The organism is Pseudomonas sp. WS 5412 (genome assembly GCF_012985615.1).
Lineage (GTDB): Bacteria > Pseudomonadota > Gammaproteobacteria > Pseudomonadales > Pseudomonadaceae > Aquipseudomonas > Aquipseudomonas shahriarae.
The window spans coordinates 82,416-99,653 of sequence record NZ_JAARMB010000005.1; the positions used below are offsets into that span (position 1 = coordinate 82,416).

The 17,238-nt window shown below is 60.3% G+C and carries 17 protein-coding genes; 8 read left to right on the forward strand and 9 right to left on the reverse strand.

Annotation, left to right across the window (positions count from 1 at the left end):
- Positions 1-73: 73 nt before the first annotated feature.
- On the forward strand, positions 74-514 hold the full coding sequence (locus HBR94_RS08975) for a hypothetical protein (protein WP_170044529.1): 441 nt from the start codon (positions 74-76) through the stop codon (positions 512-514).
- 492 nt (positions 515-1,006) lie between these two features.
- Here HBR94_RS08975 and HBR94_RS08980 read toward each other — a convergent pair whose 3' ends face one another.
- Positions 1,007-1,414, reverse strand: a complete 408-nt coding sequence (locus HBR94_RS08980) for a flagellar basal body-associated protein FliL (RefSeq protein WP_029289542.1) — start codon at positions 1,412-1,414, stop codon at positions 1,007-1,009.
- Positions 1,415-1,563: 149 nt separating this feature from the next.
- Between HBR94_RS08980 and HBR94_RS08985 the strand changes: the two genes are divergently transcribed.
- Together HBR94_RS08985 and glpT are read left to right on the forward strand one after the other, a co-directional pair.
- Positions 1,564-2,544, forward strand: coding sequence for an NADPH:quinone oxidoreductase family protein (locus HBR94_RS08985; protein ID WP_057440449.1), 981 nt, complete (start codon positions 1,564-1,566; stop codon positions 2,542-2,544).
- A gap of 288 nt (positions 2,545-2,832) precedes the next feature.
- Positions 2,833-4,170, forward strand: coding sequence for a glycerol-3-phosphate transporter (glpT, locus tag HBR94_RS08990; RefSeq protein WP_057440450.1), 1,338 nt, complete (start codon positions 2,833-2,835; stop codon positions 4,168-4,170).
- Here the strand turns inward: glpT and HBR94_RS08995 are convergent.
- Positions 4,154-4,819 (reverse strand): gamma-glutamylcyclotransferase, encoded by a 666-nt coding sequence (locus HBR94_RS08995; protein WP_057440451.1) that lies wholly within the window; start codon positions 4,817-4,819, stop codon positions 4,154-4,156. The genes glpT and HBR94_RS08995 overlap by 17 nt on opposite strands.
- Before the next feature lie 396 nt (positions 4,820-5,215).
- On the opposite strand from HBR94_RS08995, the gene HBR94_RS09000 reads away from it, so the two are divergent.
- Positions 5,216-5,692 carry a sn-glycerol-3-phosphate transporter gene (locus tag HBR94_RS09000; RefSeq protein WP_170044530.1) on the forward strand — a complete coding sequence of 159 codons (477 nt, stop codon included), beginning with the start codon at positions 5,216-5,218 and terminating at the stop codon, positions 5,690-5,692.
- A gap of 152 nt (positions 5,693-5,844) precedes the next feature.
- On the opposite strand, the gene HBR94_RS09005 is transcribed toward HBR94_RS09000, so the two are convergent.
- From HBR94_RS09005 to HBR94_RS09025, 5 genes are all read right to left on the reverse strand, one after another.
- The gene (locus HBR94_RS09005; RefSeq protein ID WP_057960948.1) at positions 5,845-6,813 is read right to left on the reverse strand and encodes a CDP-6-deoxy-delta-3,4-glucoseen reductase; all 969 of its coding nucleotides are present in this window, start codon (positions 6,811-6,813) and stop codon (positions 5,845-5,847) included.
- Positions 6,813-8,279, reverse strand: coding sequence for a 4-hydroxy-3-polyprenylbenzoate decarboxylase (ubiD, locus tag HBR94_RS09010; RefSeq protein ID WP_029289556.1), 1,467 nt, complete (start codon positions 8,277-8,279; stop codon positions 6,813-6,815). Before ubiD ends, HBR94_RS09005 begins: the two co-directional genes overlap by 1 nt.
- Before the next feature lie 159 nt (positions 8,280-8,438).
- Complete coding sequence (gene rho / locus HBR94_RS09015) at positions 8,439-9,698, reverse strand: transcription termination factor Rho (protein ID WP_003176825.1); 1,260 nt, start codon at positions 9,696-9,698, stop codon at positions 8,439-8,441.
- A gap of 232 nt (positions 9,699-9,930) precedes the next feature.
- Positions 9,931-10,260, reverse strand: coding sequence for a thioredoxin TrxA (trxA, locus tag HBR94_RS09020; protein ID WP_029289563.1), 330 nt, complete (start codon positions 10,258-10,260; stop codon positions 9,931-9,933).
- A 120-nt stretch (positions 10,261-10,380) separates the two neighbouring features.
- Positions 10,381-11,082, reverse strand: a complete 702-nt coding sequence (locus HBR94_RS09025) for an FCD domain-containing protein (protein ID WP_057440453.1) — start codon at positions 11,080-11,082, stop codon at positions 10,381-10,383.
- A 255-nt stretch (positions 11,083-11,337) separates the two neighbouring features.
- Between HBR94_RS09025 and HBR94_RS09030 the strand changes: the two genes are divergently transcribed.
- Genes HBR94_RS09030 through HBR94_RS09045 form a run of 4 tightly spaced genes read left to right on the forward strand, consistent with a single transcriptional unit; the run spans position 11,338 to position 14,177 of the window.
- Positions 11,338-12,123 (forward strand): transporter substrate-binding domain-containing protein, encoded by a 786-nt coding sequence (locus tag HBR94_RS09030; RefSeq protein WP_170044531.1) that lies wholly within the window; start codon positions 11,338-11,340, stop codon positions 12,121-12,123.
- 14 nt (positions 12,124-12,137) lie between these two features.
- Positions 12,138-12,806: an amino acid ABC transporter permease gene (locus HBR94_RS09035; protein WP_057960951.1), complete on the forward strand. Its 669-nt coding sequence runs from the start codon at positions 12,138-12,140 to the stop codon at positions 12,804-12,806.
- Positions 12,803-13,453 (forward strand): amino acid ABC transporter permease, encoded by a 651-nt coding sequence (locus tag HBR94_RS09040; RefSeq protein ID WP_057960952.1) that lies wholly within the window; start codon positions 12,803-12,805, stop codon positions 13,451-13,453. The genes HBR94_RS09035 and HBR94_RS09040 overlap by 4 nt, the downstream gene beginning before the upstream one ends.
- Positions 13,440-14,177, forward strand: coding sequence for an amino acid ABC transporter ATP-binding protein (locus HBR94_RS09045; protein WP_057440457.1), 738 nt, complete (start codon positions 13,440-13,442; stop codon positions 14,175-14,177). The genes HBR94_RS09040 and HBR94_RS09045 overlap by 14 nt, the downstream gene beginning before the upstream one ends.
- 4 nt (positions 14,178-14,181) lie before the next feature.
- Here HBR94_RS09045 and HBR94_RS09050 read toward each other — a convergent pair whose 3' ends face one another.
- Complete coding sequence (locus HBR94_RS09050; RefSeq protein ID WP_273871021.1) at positions 14,182-14,727, reverse strand: hypothetical protein; 546 nt, start codon at positions 14,725-14,727, stop codon at positions 14,182-14,184.
- The gene (locus tag HBR94_RS09055; protein WP_170044535.1) at positions 14,717-17,236 is read right to left on the reverse strand and encodes a fimbria/pilus outer membrane usher protein; all 2,520 of its coding nucleotides are present in this window, start codon (positions 17,234-17,236) and stop codon (positions 14,717-14,719) included. The genes HBR94_RS09050 and HBR94_RS09055 overlap by 11 nt, the downstream gene beginning before the upstream one ends.
- Between the last annotated feature and the right edge of the window lie 2 nt (positions 17,237-17,238).

Here is a 17,238-nt window from a genome sequence, read left to right on the forward strand (position 1 = left end):
CGTTTATCTCTCGTTATTAACTATAACAATCGACCGCAAATTCATTGCATCGAGACTCTCGGGAGAGTAAAAAATGAGCGACATATCAGGCTCGGACAAGAAGGGCTCCAGCGACGAAGCCCCCTCAGAAACAATAGAGATTAAGGTCGACCGAAATAACCCCACCAGCGTAACAACAGTGAGAGGGGAATATTCATTACATGGATACAAAGGAGCAATCGAGGTTGAAGCCACTTGGAGTAATGGCATTTACATCATACATGCGCTCCGCTATATGTTTGAACGAGGTGCGGTGACGGGAAAAAACCCGCGTTTCGAGATTCACTCTGTTACCTTCGGCGGCCCGATACTAGCAGTCCACCCTCCACAAGATGGCCAATGGCGCGTTTGGGGGTCGTCAACAAAATACACAACATCTAACACAGTAGACACATTCGAGTTCTACTTTGTCTTCGACGCGCCCCCCGATGGGGTATGGCGAACGGATAGAAAAAGAGTGAAAATCTATATATAAGCCCTATTATAACCAGCAACTTAGTTGCTGGTTTTCCAAACTCATTGAACTCCCGCCTATCCGGACTTGTCTCCACGATCCAGTATAAATTTAGTGGACTCAACCAAAGCAGAAATTCGATATTTGAAGTTATATGCCCCAGTGGGGCGGTACTGGCAAGAGTACCTATAAAGGGCGGCAATTGGCATAGCTGGATATCCTCCGAGGATACCCATGTTTCAAAAGGAAAAACTTATCGTTTTACTTTTATATTCGATAATCCTGGATCAGGCGGAGGCCCCACAATTTCCGTCTCCAAAAGCATAACGTTTGCGATAGAAAAACCTCCACAATAGAAACCAACCGAGCCTCTGAATCTTTATCATCATCGTGCAGAGGCGTTACCCCTCCTGAGGTTGGCGCCAAAGTTCGGGTTGCTGACGGTGACGGCCTTGTGAGCGTCGGTAGCTTCAAGGCCCCATCGCCAACAAGCCGACGCCCACAGGATGGGCGCTACTGGATAATCAGATTGTTAAACAACAAATCCTCAACCACCGGCTTGCCCGTCTCGTCATTCATCACTTGCTGCGTCTGCTTCAACGCTTCCTGACGCAACTTTTCCTTACCCTCGACACTGCCCATGCTCTCGACAGTCTGCTGGGTAAACAACGCCACCAGTTGGTTGCGGATCAACGGCTCATTGGCCTTGATCGCCGCCGCCGCTTCGGGGCCGGTCACGCGCAGGGCCACATCCGCTTTGTACACCCGCAGTTTCGGGCCGCCATCCAGGGCATAGTTGCCCACAAAAGGCGGCGTCAGGCTGTAATAGCTGACCTTCGGCGCTTCGCCTTCCTTGGCTTCTTCGGCATGGGCTGCCATCGGCAACGTCAGGGCCAGCATCAACAGGATCCACGCTTTCACAGTTCATTCCTCACATTCGGTTGCCAGTAGCATAACGCTAGCAAGGCAGAGCACAAGCTTATGGCGACTTATCAGGCCGGGGCATGCTCGTTGACCCGTGACCTTACCCACCTACACTTATCGGCCAATACGCCAAAAGGAATAGTCCGATGAAAGCCGTGCTGTGCAAAGCCTTCGGCCCTGCCGAAACCCTGGTGTTGGAAGACGTCGAAAGCCCGGCGATCAAGAAGAACGAGATCCTGCTGGACGTCCATGCCGCTGGGGTGAACTTCCCGGACACGCTGATCATCGAGGGCAAGTACCAGTTCAAACCGCCCTTCCCGTTCTCGCCGGGCGGCGAAGCGGCTGGGGTGGTCAGCGAAGTCGGGGAAAAGGTCAGCCACCTGAAGGTCGGCGACCGGGTCATGGCGCTGACCGGCTGGGGCAGCTTTGCCGAGCAGGTCGCGGTACCGGGCTATAACGTGCTGCCGATTCCGCCGAGCATGGATTTCAACACCGCTGCCGCCTTCAGCATGACCTACGGCACCTCGATGCACGCCCTCAAGCAGCGTGGCCACCTGGCCGCTGGCGAGACCCTGCTGGTACTGGGCGCGTCCGGTGGCGTGGGCCTGGCTGCCGTGGAGATCGGCAAGGCCATGGGTGCCCGGGTGATTGCCGCCGCCAGCAGTGCCGACAAGCTGGCCGTGGCCAAGGCGGCGGGCGCCGATGAGTTGATCAACTACAGCGAAAGCAACCTCAAGGATGAGATCAAGCGCCTGACCGATGGCAACGGTGCCGATGTGATCTATGACCCGGTAGGGGGCGACCTGTTTGACCAGGCCATCCGCGCCATTGCCTGGAACGGCCGTCTGTTGGTGGTGGGGTTTGCCAGCGGGCGTATCCCCGACCTGCCGGTGAACCTGGCGCTGCTCAAGGGCGCAGCGGTGGTCGGAGTGTTCTGGGGCTCGTTTGCCCAGCGCCAGCCGCAGGATAACGCGGCGAATTTCCAGCAGCTGTTTGGTTGGTATGCCGAGGGGAAGTTGAAGCCGCTGGTGTCGCAGGTGTATCCGCTGGACAACGCGGCGCAGGCGATCAATGACCTGGGGCAGCGCAAGGCAGTGGGCAAGGTGGTCGTGCAGGTCCGCCAGTGATTTGAAATGCAATTTATGTAGGAGCTGGCTTGCCTGCGATGGCGGTGGGTCAGCTACGTCTTTGGTAACTGGTCTACCGCCATCGCAGGCAAGCCAGCTCCTACATTTGATCTTCAGTGCGATGAGGAATCTGATCGCGCCCCATACTTATCTATTAGCGACATGTTCGTAAAAGAACATGCAATTACTCCCGTTTCCTGTGTTTGCAGATAAGAGGCGATGCTATTTTCGGTAACGAAACTGTAACATTCGCATCCGCAGTCAAAACAAGAAATTTGGAGCTCTTGAATGTTTGCTTTCTTTCGTCCTGCCCCCCACCAGGCACCCCTGCCTGAAGAAAAGATCGACAGTACCTACCGACGACTGCGCTGGCAGATCTTCGCCGGTATTTTCTTTGGCTACGCGGGTTACTACCTGCTGCGCAAAAACTTCTCCCTGGCCATGCCGTACCTGATCGACGAGGGTTATACCCGTGGTCAACTGGGCCTGGCCATGTCGGCAATCGCCATTGCCTACGGCCTGTCCAAGTTCCTCATGGGCCTGGTGTCCGACCGCTCCAACCCGCGCTACTTCCTGCCGTTTGGCTTGCTGGTATCGGCCGGGGTGATGTTCATTTTCGGTTTCGCGCCTTGGGCAACCTCCAGCGTGACCATGATGTTCATTCTGCTGTTCATCAACGGCTGGGCCCAGGGCATGGGCTGGCCGCCAAGTGGGCGGACCATGGTGCACTGGTGGTCGCAGAAAGAACGCGGCGGCGTGGTGTCGGTGTGGAACGTGGCGCATAACGTCGGCGGCGGTCTGATCGGCCCGCTGTTCCTGCTGGGCATGGCCTGGTTCAACGACTGGCACGCAGCGTTCTACGTCCCGGCCACCGTGGCCTTGGCAGTGGCGGCGTTTGCCTTCATCACCATGCGCGACACCCCGCAATCGGTGGGCCTGCCGCCGATCGAGAAGTACAAGAACGACTACCCGGAAGGCTACGACGCCAGCCACGAAGACGAATTCAGCGCCAAGGAAATCTTCGTCAAGTACGTGCTGCGCAACAAAATGCTGTGGTACATCGCCTTCGCCAACGTGTTCGTCTACCTGCTGCGCTACGGCGTGCTGGACTGGGCACCGACCTACCTCAAGGAAGCCAAGCACTTCACCGTCGACAAGTCGTCCTGGGCGTACTTCTTCTACGAGTGGGCGGGGATCCCCGGCACGCTGCTGTGCGGCTGGATGTCGGACAAGATCTTCCGTGGCAACCGTGGCCTGACCGGCATTGTGTTCATGGCTCTGGTGACCGTGGCGACCCTGGTGTACTGGCTCAACCCGCCAGGCAACCCGATGGTCGACATGATCGCGCTGTTCTCCATTGGCTTTTTGATCTACGGCCCGGTGATGCTGATCGGCCTGCAGGCCCTGGAACTGGCGCCGAAGAAAGCCGCAGGTACAGCCGCAGGTTTTACCGGCCTGTTCGGTTACCTGGGCGGATCGGTGGCAGCCAGTGCAGCCATGGGCTACACCGTGGACCACTTCGGCTGGGACGGCGGCTTTGTGCTGCTGATCGGCGCGTGCCTGCTGGCCATCGCGTTCCTGATCCCAACCCTGTGGCACACCAATAGCGTCAGCTCGGCACGTTAATCGCCGCGATGCCTTTGGCACATCGCTTGAGCCGCGCCTCCAGATTCTTGTCTGGCATGGCGTGGCTACGCAGGGCGTTGACGGTCTGCTCGACATAATCGCGAGTGGTGCCGTAACGCCCGCAAGCGCTGGCAAACACCTGGTTCAGCACACTGTCGGGCAAGTTACCGGCATAGCTGGGCAGGTGTCGCTCCAGCACAAAACCCAATGCCTGCACCTGATTGCCGTCTTCAAGCCGGCAACTGAGCCAGTGTGGCCGATAGGATGGGTAAGGCATCTCGCGCTGCCACAAGGCATAGAGCGAGGCCTCCAGTTGATCTTCCGGCAGGCGGTAAGCAAAACCGCTGCACGAGCCGCCGCGATCCAGGCCAAACACCAGCCCCGGTAACTCCGGCGTACCCCGGTGCTCGTGGGACCACAGGTACAGGCCTCGATGATAGCCATGGACCCGGGCGCGCAGGCGCTGGGTTGCCGAACACTCAGGGCGCCAGATCAGCGAGCCATAGGCAAACAGCCAGACCGGCCCACCCTTGTGCAGACCCATGGTGGCCTGCATCGAGCTCATCAATTGTTCGTGAGTGAGTTGCGGCCCCAGATCAAGCCGCGGCGGGTAAGCCAATTGCAGAAGTTCGGATTCGAGAACGGTCATGGCAGATCGCTTAGGTCTCCTGTGTACTACCAGTTATAGGCGACTTTACCGTAATAGAACGCGCCGCTGTAACCGTAAGGCGAAAAAGTACTATGGGCCAGGTTGCCGCCACTGCTGGCGGTTGATCACTCCGGCCACCGCGTCAGACCCGTAGCGGGCCGACGCACCCTCGCGCAGCGCTTCAATATGTCGACCGCTCCCCATACCGCTCCCCTTGCAATCAATACCTTTTAAAAATATGAAAAAGCATGAGCAATAGGCCCCATTCGTCAGGTTCGCCGCGCAAAACCGCGCTATTTTCAGCGCCCGTTCAGCCTTTATGCCCGACGGGACCTCAAAATAGCGTCACGTCACGACCCACTTAGCCGCGCATTCACCGACTATCGAGGTCGCACCATGAAAAACCGACTTTCCGGCCTGCTGCTCCTGGCGCAGGCCACCACCGCCCTGGCCGCCGAAGCGCCGGCCAACGACGACAAAGGCTTCTGGTACGCCCAGACCAGCGTCTACACCCGGCACTTTGCGCCGGCCCCCGAGCACAATAACCATCAAGACCTGATCGGCCTGGAGCGCAATGACGCTGCGGGGTGGGTGTATGGCGGTGCGACCTTTCGCAACTCGTTTCGCCAACGCTCGTACTACGCCTACGCCGGCAAGCGCTTCGACATGGCCGACTATCCGGTGTATCTGAAACTGACCGGCGGGGCGATCCAGGGCTATCGCGGCAAGTACCGCGACAAGATCCCGCTGAACCGCTACGGCGTGGCGCCGGTGATCATTCCGTCGGTGGGTGCGCACTACGGGCCGGTGGCGGCGGAGTTTGTGTTGCTGGGGTTCAATGCGGCGATGGTGACCACGGGCGTGCGATTCTGACGCCGCACACCTGAGTAGACACAGTTCAATGTGGGAGCGGGCTTGCCCGCGATGGCGGTGTAACAGTGCCAGATTTGTTGGCTGACACTCCGCTATCGCGGGCAAGCCCGCTCCCACAGTTTGATCGGCTTACGAGAATGTTTTCGTAGCGGTCAGGAGCGAGGGGCGTAGGCAAATACGTCAGCGCGCATCTGGTGCGCATCCATCCCGGCATTCACCAGCGCGTCCAGCGTGCCGTAGATCATCGCCGGCGATCCGCTGGCATACACATGCACGGCCTTGAGGTCGGTTATGTCTTCGCACACCGCCTCGTGCAACAAGCCACAGCGCCCTTCCCAACCACACAGGTCGCTGACCACTTTGTGCAGGAACAGATTGGGCAATTGCTGCCACTGTTCCCAATGTTCGACCTGGTAGAAATCCTCAGGACGACGCACGCCCCAGTACAGGTGCACCGGATACTTGAACCCCGTGGCCCGGCAATGTTCGATCAGGCTGTGCATCTGCGCCATGCCGGTGCCGGCCGCGATCAGTACCAGCGGGCCGTCGGGTAGCTCGGCCAGGTGGGTATCGCCAAACGGCAGCTCGACCCGCGCCATCTGGTTACGCTGCAACTGCTCGATCAGGCTGCGGGCGCTGTCTTCGCGTACCAGCACATGCAATTCCAGCTCGCGCCCGGCGTGGGGCGCCGAGGCCAGGGAAAACGCCGACTTCTCGCCGTTTTCGCGCTCGATCATCAGGTACTGGCCAGCGTGGTAACGCACCGCTTTGCCGGCCGGGGCCCGCAGGCGCACGCGCCACACATCGCCACCCAGCTCCACGCACTCGCTCAACTGGCAGGCCAGCGTGCGCACCGGCAACTCCCCCGGCGCCAGCACGCCATCCCACAGCACGATGCAATCCTCCAGCGGCTCGGCGATGCAGGTGTAGAACTCGCCATGGTCACGCACCTCGCCGGCCTGTTGCACCCGGCCCTCGACCAACAGCGCCGCGCACACATGGCACACACCGTTACGGCACGCCTGCGGGCAGTCGTAGCCCAGGCGCCGCGCACCTTCAAGAATCCGCTCGCCCGGCTGCAAGTCGAGGACCGCGCCGGAAGGTTGCAGGGTTACACGCATCAATCTATTCCCAATTCTTTCCACATCGCATCGACACGCGCCGTCACGGCTTCATCCTTGACGATCACCCGGCCCCACTCACGGGTGGTTTCACCCGGCCATTTATGGGTGGCATCCAGGCCCATCTTCGAACCCAGGCCCGACACCGGCGAGGCGAAGTCGAGATAGTCGATGGGTGTGTTATCAATCATCACCGTGTCGCGCTTGGGGTCCATGCGCGTGGTAATCGCCCAGATCACGTCGTTCCAGTCCCGGGCGTTGATGTCGTCGTCGGTGACAATAACGAACTTGGTGTACATGAACTGTCGCAAAAACGACCACACACCGAGCATCACGCGCTTGGCATGGCCCGGATACGACTTCTTCATGGTCACGATGGCCATGCGGTACGAGCAGCCCTCGGGCGGCAGGTAGAAGTCGGTGATTTCCGGGAACTGCTTCTGCAGGATCGGTACGAATACCTCGTTCAGCGCCACGCCGAGAATCGCCGGCTCATCCGGCGGCCGGCCGGTGTAGGTGCTGTGGTAGATCGGTTTGACCCGGTGGGTGATGCGCTCGACGGTGAACACCGGGAAGCTGTCGACTTCATTGTAGTAGCCGGTGTGATCGCCGTAAGGGCCTTCATCGGCCATCTCGCCCGGATGAATCACGCCTTCGAGGATGATTTCGGCGGTGGCCGGCACTTGCAGGTCGTTGCCACGGCATTTCACCAGTTCGGTGCGATTGCCGCGCAACAGGCCGGCGAAGGCGTATTCGGACAGGCTGTCGGGCACCGGCGTCACGGCGCCGAGGATGGTGGCCGGGTCGGCCCCCAGGGCCACGGAAACCGGGAACGGCTGGCCGGGGTGCTTCTCGCACCACTCACGGAAGTCGAGAGCGCCGCCACGGTGGCTCAGCCAGCGCATGATCACCTTGTTGCGGCCAATCACTTGCTGACGGTAGATCCCCAGGTTCTGGCGGTCCTTGTTCGGGCCTTTGGTGACGGTCAGGCCCCAGGTGATCAGCGGGCCGACGTCGCCGGGCCAGCAGGTCTGCACCGGGAGCATCGCCAGGTCGACATCATCACCTTCGATGACCACTTCCTGGCAGACCGCGTCCTTGACCACCTTGGGCGCCATGGCAATGATCTTGCGGAAGATCGGCAGCTTCGACCACGCGTCCTTCAGGCCCTTGGGCGGCTCGGGCTCCTTGAGGAAGGCCAGCAGCTTGCCGATCTCGCGCAGTTCGCTGACCGACTCGGCCCCCATGCCGAACGCCACCCGGTCGGGCGTGCCGAACAGGTTGCCCAGCACGGGGATATCAAAGCCTGTGGGGTTTTCGAACAGCAGCGCCGGCCCCTTGTTACGCAGGGTGCGGTCGCAAATCTCAGTCATTTCCAGGACCGGGGAAACCGGCACCTGAATACGTTTCAACTCTCCGCGCTGCTCAAGTTGCTGCACGAAATCCCGAAGATCCTTGAATTTCATTAACCATGCCACCCGTAAAATAGGCGTACATCGTACCTGCTCTGAGGGCGGCTGGCAGCCCTATCGACGGTGCAATTGCCCACCAGCTGTGGTTAAAGATTTCAGGCAAAAAAAATGGCGCCCCTGGGGGCGCCATTCTTTCGGACCTGAAACGTCGTATTACTTACGTTTCATCGACAGGAAGAACTCGTCGTTGGTCTTGGTGGTTTTCAGCTTGTCGATCAGGAACTCGATGGCTGCCACTTCGTCCATCGGGTGCAGCAGCTTGCGCAGGATCCACATGCGCTGCAGTTCGTCGTCGGCGGTCAGCAACTCTTCGCGGCGGGTGCCGGAGCGGTTGATGTTGATGGCCGGGAACACACGCTTTTCAGCGATGCGACGGTCCAAAGGCAGTTCCATGTTGCCGGTACCCTTGAACTCTTCGTAGATCACTTCGTCCATCTTCGAGCCGGTTTCAACCAGCGCGGTGGCGATAATGGTCAGCGAGCCGCCTTCTTCGATGTTACGCGCGGCGCCGAAGAAACGTTTCGGCTTCTCCAGGGCGTGGGCATCGACACCACCGGTCAATACCTTGCCGGAGCTCGGGATCACGGTGTTGTAGGCACGGGCCAGACGGGTGATGGAGTCGAGCAGGATCACCACGTCCTTCTTGTGTTCGACCAGGCGCTTGGCCTTCTCGATCACCATTTCGGCAACCTGCACGTGGCGGGTTGGCGGTTCATCGAACGTCGAGGCAACCACTTCGCCGCGCACAGTGCGCTGCATTTCGGTGACTTCTTCCGGACGCTCATCGATCAGCAGCACGATCAGGTGAACTTCAGGATTGTTACGCGCGATGTTCGCTGCAATGTTCTGCAGCATGATGGTCTTACCGGCTTTCGGCGGTGCGACGATCAGGCCACGCTGGCCCTTGCCGATCGGGGCGCACAGGTCGATCACACGACCGGTCAGGTCTTCGGTGGAACCGTTACCGGCTTCCATCTTCATACGCACGGTCGGGAACAGCGGCGTCAGGTTCTCGAAGAGAATCTTGTTCTTCGCGTTCTCAGGACGATCGAAGTTGATCGTGTCGACCTTGAGCAGGGCGAAATAACGCTCGCCTTCCTTTGGAGGGCGGATCTTGCCAACGATGGTGTCACCGGTGCGCAAGTTGAAGCGACGGATCTGGCTCGGCGAGACGTAGATATCGTCTGGGCCGGCGAGATAGGACGCGTCTGCAGAGCGAAGGAAGCCGAAGCCGTCCTGGAGAATCTCCAGCACGCCATCACCGGAGATTTCCTCGCCGCTTTTCGCGTGCTTTTTCAGCAGGGAGAAAATCACGTCCTGCTTGCGCGAACGGGCCATATTTTCTATGCCCATTTCTTCGGCCAGTTGGAGCAGGTCGGTAATCGGCTTTTGCTTGAGTTCAGTCAGATTCATATAGGAATGACGTAATCATTTATAGAGGGGGGGAATTAAGCTTTTGGCTTAATGAGGCCGCGCCGCAGAGAAGGCGACAGGATCGCGTACTAATCGAAAGGAATGCGTCGGCGACGGCTTGCAGGGGGCAGTGGAGAAACCAGTGCGGGGCCGAATGTACCACCTGAATTTCAGAGCGTCTAGCCCTGCTTTACGAAAAAGCCCCGCAATTTGCGGGGCTTTTTGACGACGCTTAGATGTTGGCGTCGAGGAATGCAGCCAATTGCGACTTGGACAGTGCGCCGACCTTGGTCGCTTCGACGTTGCCGTTCTTGAACAGCATCAGCGTCGGGATACCACGCACGCCATGCTTGGCCGGGGTTTCCTGGTTCTCGTCGATGTTCAGCTTGGCAATGGTCAGTTTGCCTTCGTAGGTGGTTGCGATGTCGTCCAGGACCGGAGCGATCATTTTGCAAGGACCGCACCACTCAGCCCAGTAGTCAACCAGCACCGGGCCCTGGGCCTGCAGTACTTCGGCCTCAAAGGTCGCGTCGGTGACGTGCTTGATAAGATCGTTGCTCATGGATGTCTCCGGGTTGTAAGCAAAAAAAACGTTGCCCATCATAGCCGCCCTTCCTGCGTTCAGGAAGCCGCTGCTGATTGACTCTTGCTATGGAGCGTCATCATTTTGGATATGGCGGGTTCAAGAGGCCGTCGGAGTCACAAAGGCTATTCCCGTGCGCAACGCAGCGTTACGCACGTGTTCCTGCATAGCTTTGTGCGCCGCCGCGCTGCTGCGCCGGGCCAGGGCCCGGAGGATCTTGCGATGCTCCTGCCAGGTTTCCATCGCCCGTTCCGGTCGGATGAACGGTAGCTTCTGACTTTCCAGAAACACCTCGGCACTGGCGCTGAGGATGCTCATCATCGCCTGATTGCCACTGGCCAACAGGATGCGCTGGTGGAACGCGAAGTCCAGCCGCGCAGCGGCCTCGAAATCCCCGGCCTTGAGTTCCCGGCGCATGGCCTGGACATTGTCTTCGAGCCCATCCAGTTCCTCGGTGGTCAGGGTCATGGCCGCCAGCCCCGCCGCAAAGCCCTCCAGGGCATAACGCAATTGGAAGATATCCAGGGGGCTGGCCTGCGCCGTAAAGGGCCAGGCCACCCCGCTCATGTCGGCCGTCGGTGGCGCTTGCACAAACACGCCTTTGCCCGGCTGCACGCTGACCAGCCCCAGTGCACTGAGCGAAGACAAGGCCTCGCGCAACGAGGCCCGACTGACCCCCAACTGCAATGCCAGGTCGCGCTGGGAAGGCAGTGCATCACCTGGCCCGAAGCCCCGTTGCTTGATCAGTTTGCGGATGGCTTGCAAAGCCGCTTCCGGTACGGCTTGGGCGATGGAATTCATAAAAAACTCAAGATTTCGGTCAACAGTGAGGCTAGTTGTAAATCTATTCTCGCTGGCCGGCAAGCCACGCCCCAAAGGGGCTCGCCGGGTTTTGCGGGCGCTCGAAAAGGGTGCGCAATCGCTTCTGACTGTTCAGACCAGTAAGACCGCTGTACACCTGTAAAACCCTGCCTTGCAGCCGCTTTGGCGCGGCATGGCATGGGCTGTGCACTGGCAATACTCAGAAAATCCCTTCGCCCTTTTCGGAGAGTTGCCATGACCAAGCGTTGCAGCGCCCTGCTCACTGCCTTGTTTGCCAGCCTGATGCTCAGCCAGACGCCAGCCCAGGCCAATGGCCTGGACGATATCGTCGCCCGTGGCACCCTCAAGGTCGCAGTGCCCCAGGACTTCCCGCCCTTCGGCTCGGTCGGCCCCGATATGAAGCCGCGCGGCCTGGACATCGACACCGCAAAACTGCTGGCCGAGCAGCTCAAGGTCAAACTGGAACTGACCCCGGTCAACAGCACCAACCGCATCCCGTTCCTGACCACCGGCAAAGTGGACCTGGTGATTTCCAGCCTGGGCAAGAACCCGGATCGCGAGAGGGTCATCGACTTCTCCAAGGCCTACGCGCCGTTCTATCTCGCCGTGTTCGGCCCGCCTGACGCGGCGATTGCGACCCTGGACGATCTCAAGGGCAAGACCGTCAGCGTGACCCGCGGAGCCATCGAAGATATCGAGTTGAGCGCCGTCGCCCCCAAGGAAGCCACGATCAAGCGCTTCGAGGATAACAACTCGACCATCGCCGCCTACCTCGCCGGCCAGGTGGACCTGATCGCCAGTGGCAACGTGGTGATGGTGGCGATCAGCGAGCGCAACCCCAAGCGGGTGCCGGCGTTGAAAGTCAAACTCAAGGATTCGCCGGTGTATGTCGGCGTGAACAAAAACGAGCCGGCACTGCTGGAGAAGGTCAACCAGATCCTGGTCGCCGCCAAGGCTGACGGCAGCCTGCAAAAGAACGCGCTGCAGTGGCTCAAAGAACCATTGCCTGCCGATCTCTGAAGCGGAGCTGATTGATGGCCTATCAATTCGACTTTGTGCCGGTGCTGGCCAATACCGACCTGTTGTTGCGCGGCGCGCTGTTCACCCTGGAGCTGACAGCCATCGGCGCCCTCCTCGGCGTGGCCCTGGGCATCGTCGGCGCCGTGGTGCGGGCATGGAAAATCCAGCCGTTCTGCTGGCTCTTCGGGGTGTATGTCGAGTTGATTCGCAACACGCCGTTTCTGGTGCAGTTGTTCTTTATCTTCTTCGGCCTGCCTTCACTGGGAGTACAGATTTCCGAATGGCAGGCCGCAGTACTGGCGATGGTGATCAACCTGGGGGCCTATTCCACGGAGATCATCCGCGCCGGGATCCAGGCGATCCCTCGTGGGCAGCTGGAGGCCGCGGCAGCGCTGGCGATGACCCGCTTTGAAGCGTTCCGCCATGTGGTGCTGCTGCCGGCGCTGGGCAAGGTCTGGCCGGCCCTGAGCAGCCAGATCATCATCGTGATGCTTGGCTCGGCGGTGTGCTCGCAGATCGCCACTGAAGAGTTGAGTTTTGCCGCCAACTTTATTCAATCGCGCAATTTCCGCGCCTTTGAAACCTATGCCCTGACCACGCTGGTGTACCTGTGCATGGCGTTGATGATCCGCCAGTTGCTCAATTGGATCGGTCGCCGCTATGTGATGAGGAACAGCCGATGAGTGATTTTTCGTTCTGGGACATCGTGCGCAACCTGCTGACCGGCCTGCAATGGACCCTGCTGCTGTCGCTGGTGGCGTTTGTCGGCGGCGGGCTGATTGGCCTGCTGGTAATGACCCTGCGCATCAGCAAAAAGGCGCTACCGCGCAATATTGCCCGGACCTATATCGAACTGTTCCAGGGCACACCGCTGCTGATGCAACTGTTCCTGGTGTTTTTCGGCATCGCCTTGCTGGGGATTGATATCTCGCCGTGGCTGGCCGCCGCGATTGCCCTGACCCTGTTTACCAGCGCCTACCTGGCCGAGATCTGGCGCGGCTGTGTCGACTCCATCGCCCACGGGCAGTGGGAAGCCTCCGCCAGCCTGGCCCTCAACCCTTATGAGCAACTGCGCTACGTGATATTGCCCCAGGCCCTGCGAATTGCCGTGGCGCCGACGGTGGGGTTCTCGGTGCAGGTGGTCAAGGGCACAGCGGTGACCTCGATCATCGGCTTCACCGAACTGACCAAGACCGGCGGCATGCTCGCCAATGCCACCTTCGAGCCCTTCATGGTCTACGGCCTGGTGGCGCTCGGTTACTTCCTGCTCTGCTACCCCTTGTCCCTCAGTGCCCGCTACCTGGAAAGGAGACTGCATGCCTCTGCTTAGAATATCCGCGCTGCATAAGTATTACGGCGATCACCATGTGCTCAAGGGCATCGACTTGAGTATCGAGGAAGGCCAGGTGGTAGCAATCATCGGCCGCAGCGGCTCGGGAAAATCCACGCTGCTGCGCACCCTCAACGGCCTGGAGTCGATCAACGACGGGGTGATTGAGGTCGACGGCGAATACCTCGACGCGGCCCGCGCCGACCTGCGCAGCCTGCGGCAAAAAGTCGGCATGGTGTTCCAGCAATTCAACCTGTTCCCCCATTTGACCGTGGGTGAAAACGTCATGCTCGCGCCCCAGGTCGTGCAAAAAGTCGCCAAGGCCAAGGCTGCGGAGCTGGCCCGGCAGATGCTGGAGCGGGTCGGCCTGGGGGAAAAGTTCGATGCATTCCCCGATCGCCTGTCCGGCGGCCAGCAGCAACGGGTGGCGATCGCCCGCGCGCTGGCGATGTCGCCCAAGGTGTTGCTGTGCGATGAAATTACCTCGGCGCTGGACCCTGAACTGGTCAATGAAGTGCTCAGCGTGGTGCGCCAACTGGCCAAGGACGGCATGACCCTGATCATGGTCACCCATGAAATGCGCTTTGCCCGGGAGGTCGGCGACAAGCTGGTGTTCATGCATCAGGGCAAGGTGCATGAAGTCGGCGACCCGAACGTCCTGTTTGCCCAACCGCGCACGCCCGAATTGGCTAACTTTATAGGCTCGGTGGAACAACCAGGCTGAGGCTTCAGGCGCCGGGTACCCATTCGAAACTGCCCTGCCCCTCAAAGGCCGTTTCGTCACGCACTGCCAGCCCGACCGCTGGCACAAAGGTCTCGATATTCACCAGCGCTGTAAATCGGCGCCCGTGTATCGGGGCGCCGCCTGCCCGTGCGACCAGCGTCTGGCCGGGCAACAACTGTCCGCTTGGCGGCTCTCCCGACACCCGCAACTCCACCGCCTGCCCATCCACCTGAGGATGCTGCAGGCTCAAGGTGAAATAGCCTTGGCGGCCGAACCGAAAGCCTTTCGACCCGGCAGACACCCCCGTGAAACGCAGGGCCATGGGTGCCGACTCGGCACAGGCGATGTTCAGTTGCAGCGTGCGTTTCCCCAGGGCCAACTGGTCTCCCGCCCGCTCCGCGCTGCGGATCAAACCGTAGTCGACCCGGGGCTGGCTCAAGGACATACGGCATTCACCCGCCAGCGCTTCCCCCGGCATCAGCCCCGCCCACAGCAGCACGCTGCACAGAGCGAGGCCAGGCCCAAAGCGGTTCAGGGATTCACTGCGCACGGCAGACTGCCGAACCTGTTTCGTAGAGTTTGTCGTCATCGGTTTCTGGCTCAGGGTTGAGTTGCAATACACAGGAGGTTGAATCCGGCAGGGAGACGCTCAGGGTTTGCGACTCGTCCAGATTGTTCAGGAACACCATGCCCTCACCCACCACGCTGGTCAGGAAGGCATTGCCCGGGCCGAATACCGAGGCCCCTTGAGGCAAGGGGCGCCCTTGCTCGTCACGCACTTCCAGCAGCAGGCGGCGCACTTTCACCACCTCGAAATCAACGGTATTGAAGGATCCACGACCCGCCGTGAGTGCCTTGGTGCCGTTTTTCAGGTCGACACGCTTGGGCAGGGAGCGGGTCTGCACCTCAACGTTACTGTTGAGGTAGGCCGGCAAACCGGCGATCACCGCCTGCCCGCGATAATCGGTCCAGACCGGGCCCTGGGGGGTCGCGACCTTGACCGCGCCAACATCACCCACCGAGACGATGCCAAAGGTGTCCTGGACGGCGTAGGGCGAGAACGTCACACCGCGTTCATGGGCCACCACGCCGCCCTGCAATTGCCCGGTGTAGCTGGTACTGAAAGAGTCGCGACGCATGCCCAAGCCAACCTGGGTGTAACGCGGTATGGCATTTACCCGGCCTTGAACCGACTGATCACCACTCGTCTGCTCCCGGGCAACACCCACCTCATAATTCACATAGTCGTTCACCCGATCACTGAACGCGCTGCCGAACTCCACCTCGCCCCCGCGCCGGCTGGCATAGGAAGTGACACGACGTTCGCCGCCAAATGGCATGGTGACTTGCAATCGCAGCGACAGCCCTGTCTCGAGAGCATCATTGCGCTCGTGGCGGCGGATATTCCGCTCCTTGCGCGGTCGAGCCCCACCCACCCGGGAGTCGGCGATCAACGACACCTGGGTGCCACTGAAGTCTCGGTTCCAGGAGGCAAAGACATGTTCAGCCGATTGCCCGTCAAATTGCGCACTGTGCGAGTAGCTGATGGAGAAGCCACCCAGCAGCGGGTCAGCCCAGCTCAGGCCCAGGGTGTATTGGTTCTTGAAGCGCGCGTCCAGGTCGTCGCGGGCGCTCGACAGCCCGGCCTCCGTGACTTCGCGATACCCCCGCGTCTGGCGTGTAGCGCTGAGGTTGGCCTCAAGGCTGGCAGACAGCGGGCTACTCAATGAAATGGAGCTGCGAGCGCCGCTGACATTGCCTGAACCATCGCGAGACAGGTTGTGACGCCCGCCCACTGCCAGCCGCTGGAAAAAAACGCTGCTCCATGTTCCGCCCGCGGCCTGGTACTCGTCAGTGCTCAATAGGCCAAAACCCAGCGAAGAACTGCGCCCAAGGCCCCAGGTACCACTGGCCATCGCCACCACCGGGGGCTCCCGCTCGTCCAGCGTTGCGCCCCGCACCTTGCCCATGGAAAAGAAGTAGCCCGGCACCACCGGTACACTCGCGCCAAAGGACGCCGCAGGTACCCTGAAGCTGTGCCCACCGCCACGGGTGCCAATCACGTTTACCTCCAGGTCGCTGGTGCCATTGAGCAACGGCAGGTCAGTCAGGGAAAAAGGGCCTTCCGGTACCAGGGTGGTATGGATCAACACCCCTGACTGGCGCACCTCAACCCTGGACGGGCTGCGAGCCAGCCCTTCGACCACCACCGCGCTGCCGCCGGCCGCGCGCGACTGCCCATCGGGAAACAGTTGCAGGCCGGAGAGCTGCAGCCCGCCGAACACCGGGTTGTTGCTGGAGATCTGACCCACCTGGAAGGTCGAGCGCAGGCCCGCGAAATCACGCTGGGCGTAGGCGTTCACATGCTCGCTGCTGGCCTTGCCATTATCGGAGATATAAAACTGGCGACTGCGCACAATCCAGTTGCCCAGGTTGAACCCCGCCTCGGTATAGGCAGAGACGGAGCGGGAAGAGCCACTGTTGAAACGATCCTCAAAACCCTGCACGTCGTAGTTGAACAAGGCCGCCATGCCACCCTGGGAAGCATTGCCCCCGCCCCATTCAAACTCGCGCATCGACTGGGTGGGCACCACCAGGGAGACTTCATCGCTGCCAGGGCTCAGCCGCACAAGGGTCGCCGGGTACTCACCGACAAAATCATGGCACGCCTGATCGCGCGCGATGCCCTGCCGAGTGACCGTCGCCGGGACGCGCAGCCCGGCCTTTTCCAGCAGGCCGGGGGTAAAACACAGCTGCCCTTCATAGTCGAAACGCGCTTCCACCAAGCCCAGTGGGTTGCCGTTGACCCTCAACCCGACCACATGGACGCCCTCGCGAAAGCGCGCCGCACTGCGAAAATAATGGGCAACCTTCGGGTCAATACCGTTCGCAGACAGAACGGCAAGATCAAACCCCTCCCCCAGTTCCAAGGCATGGGCAGGCCCGCTGCACAGTGAGGCCAGCCCGATGACAATGCCCGAGCCATACGTCAGGGAGCCCGGGGCCCGGAAGAACGATGCGGACTGATTGAAACAACCGGCTTTATCGACAGTTCTCATAG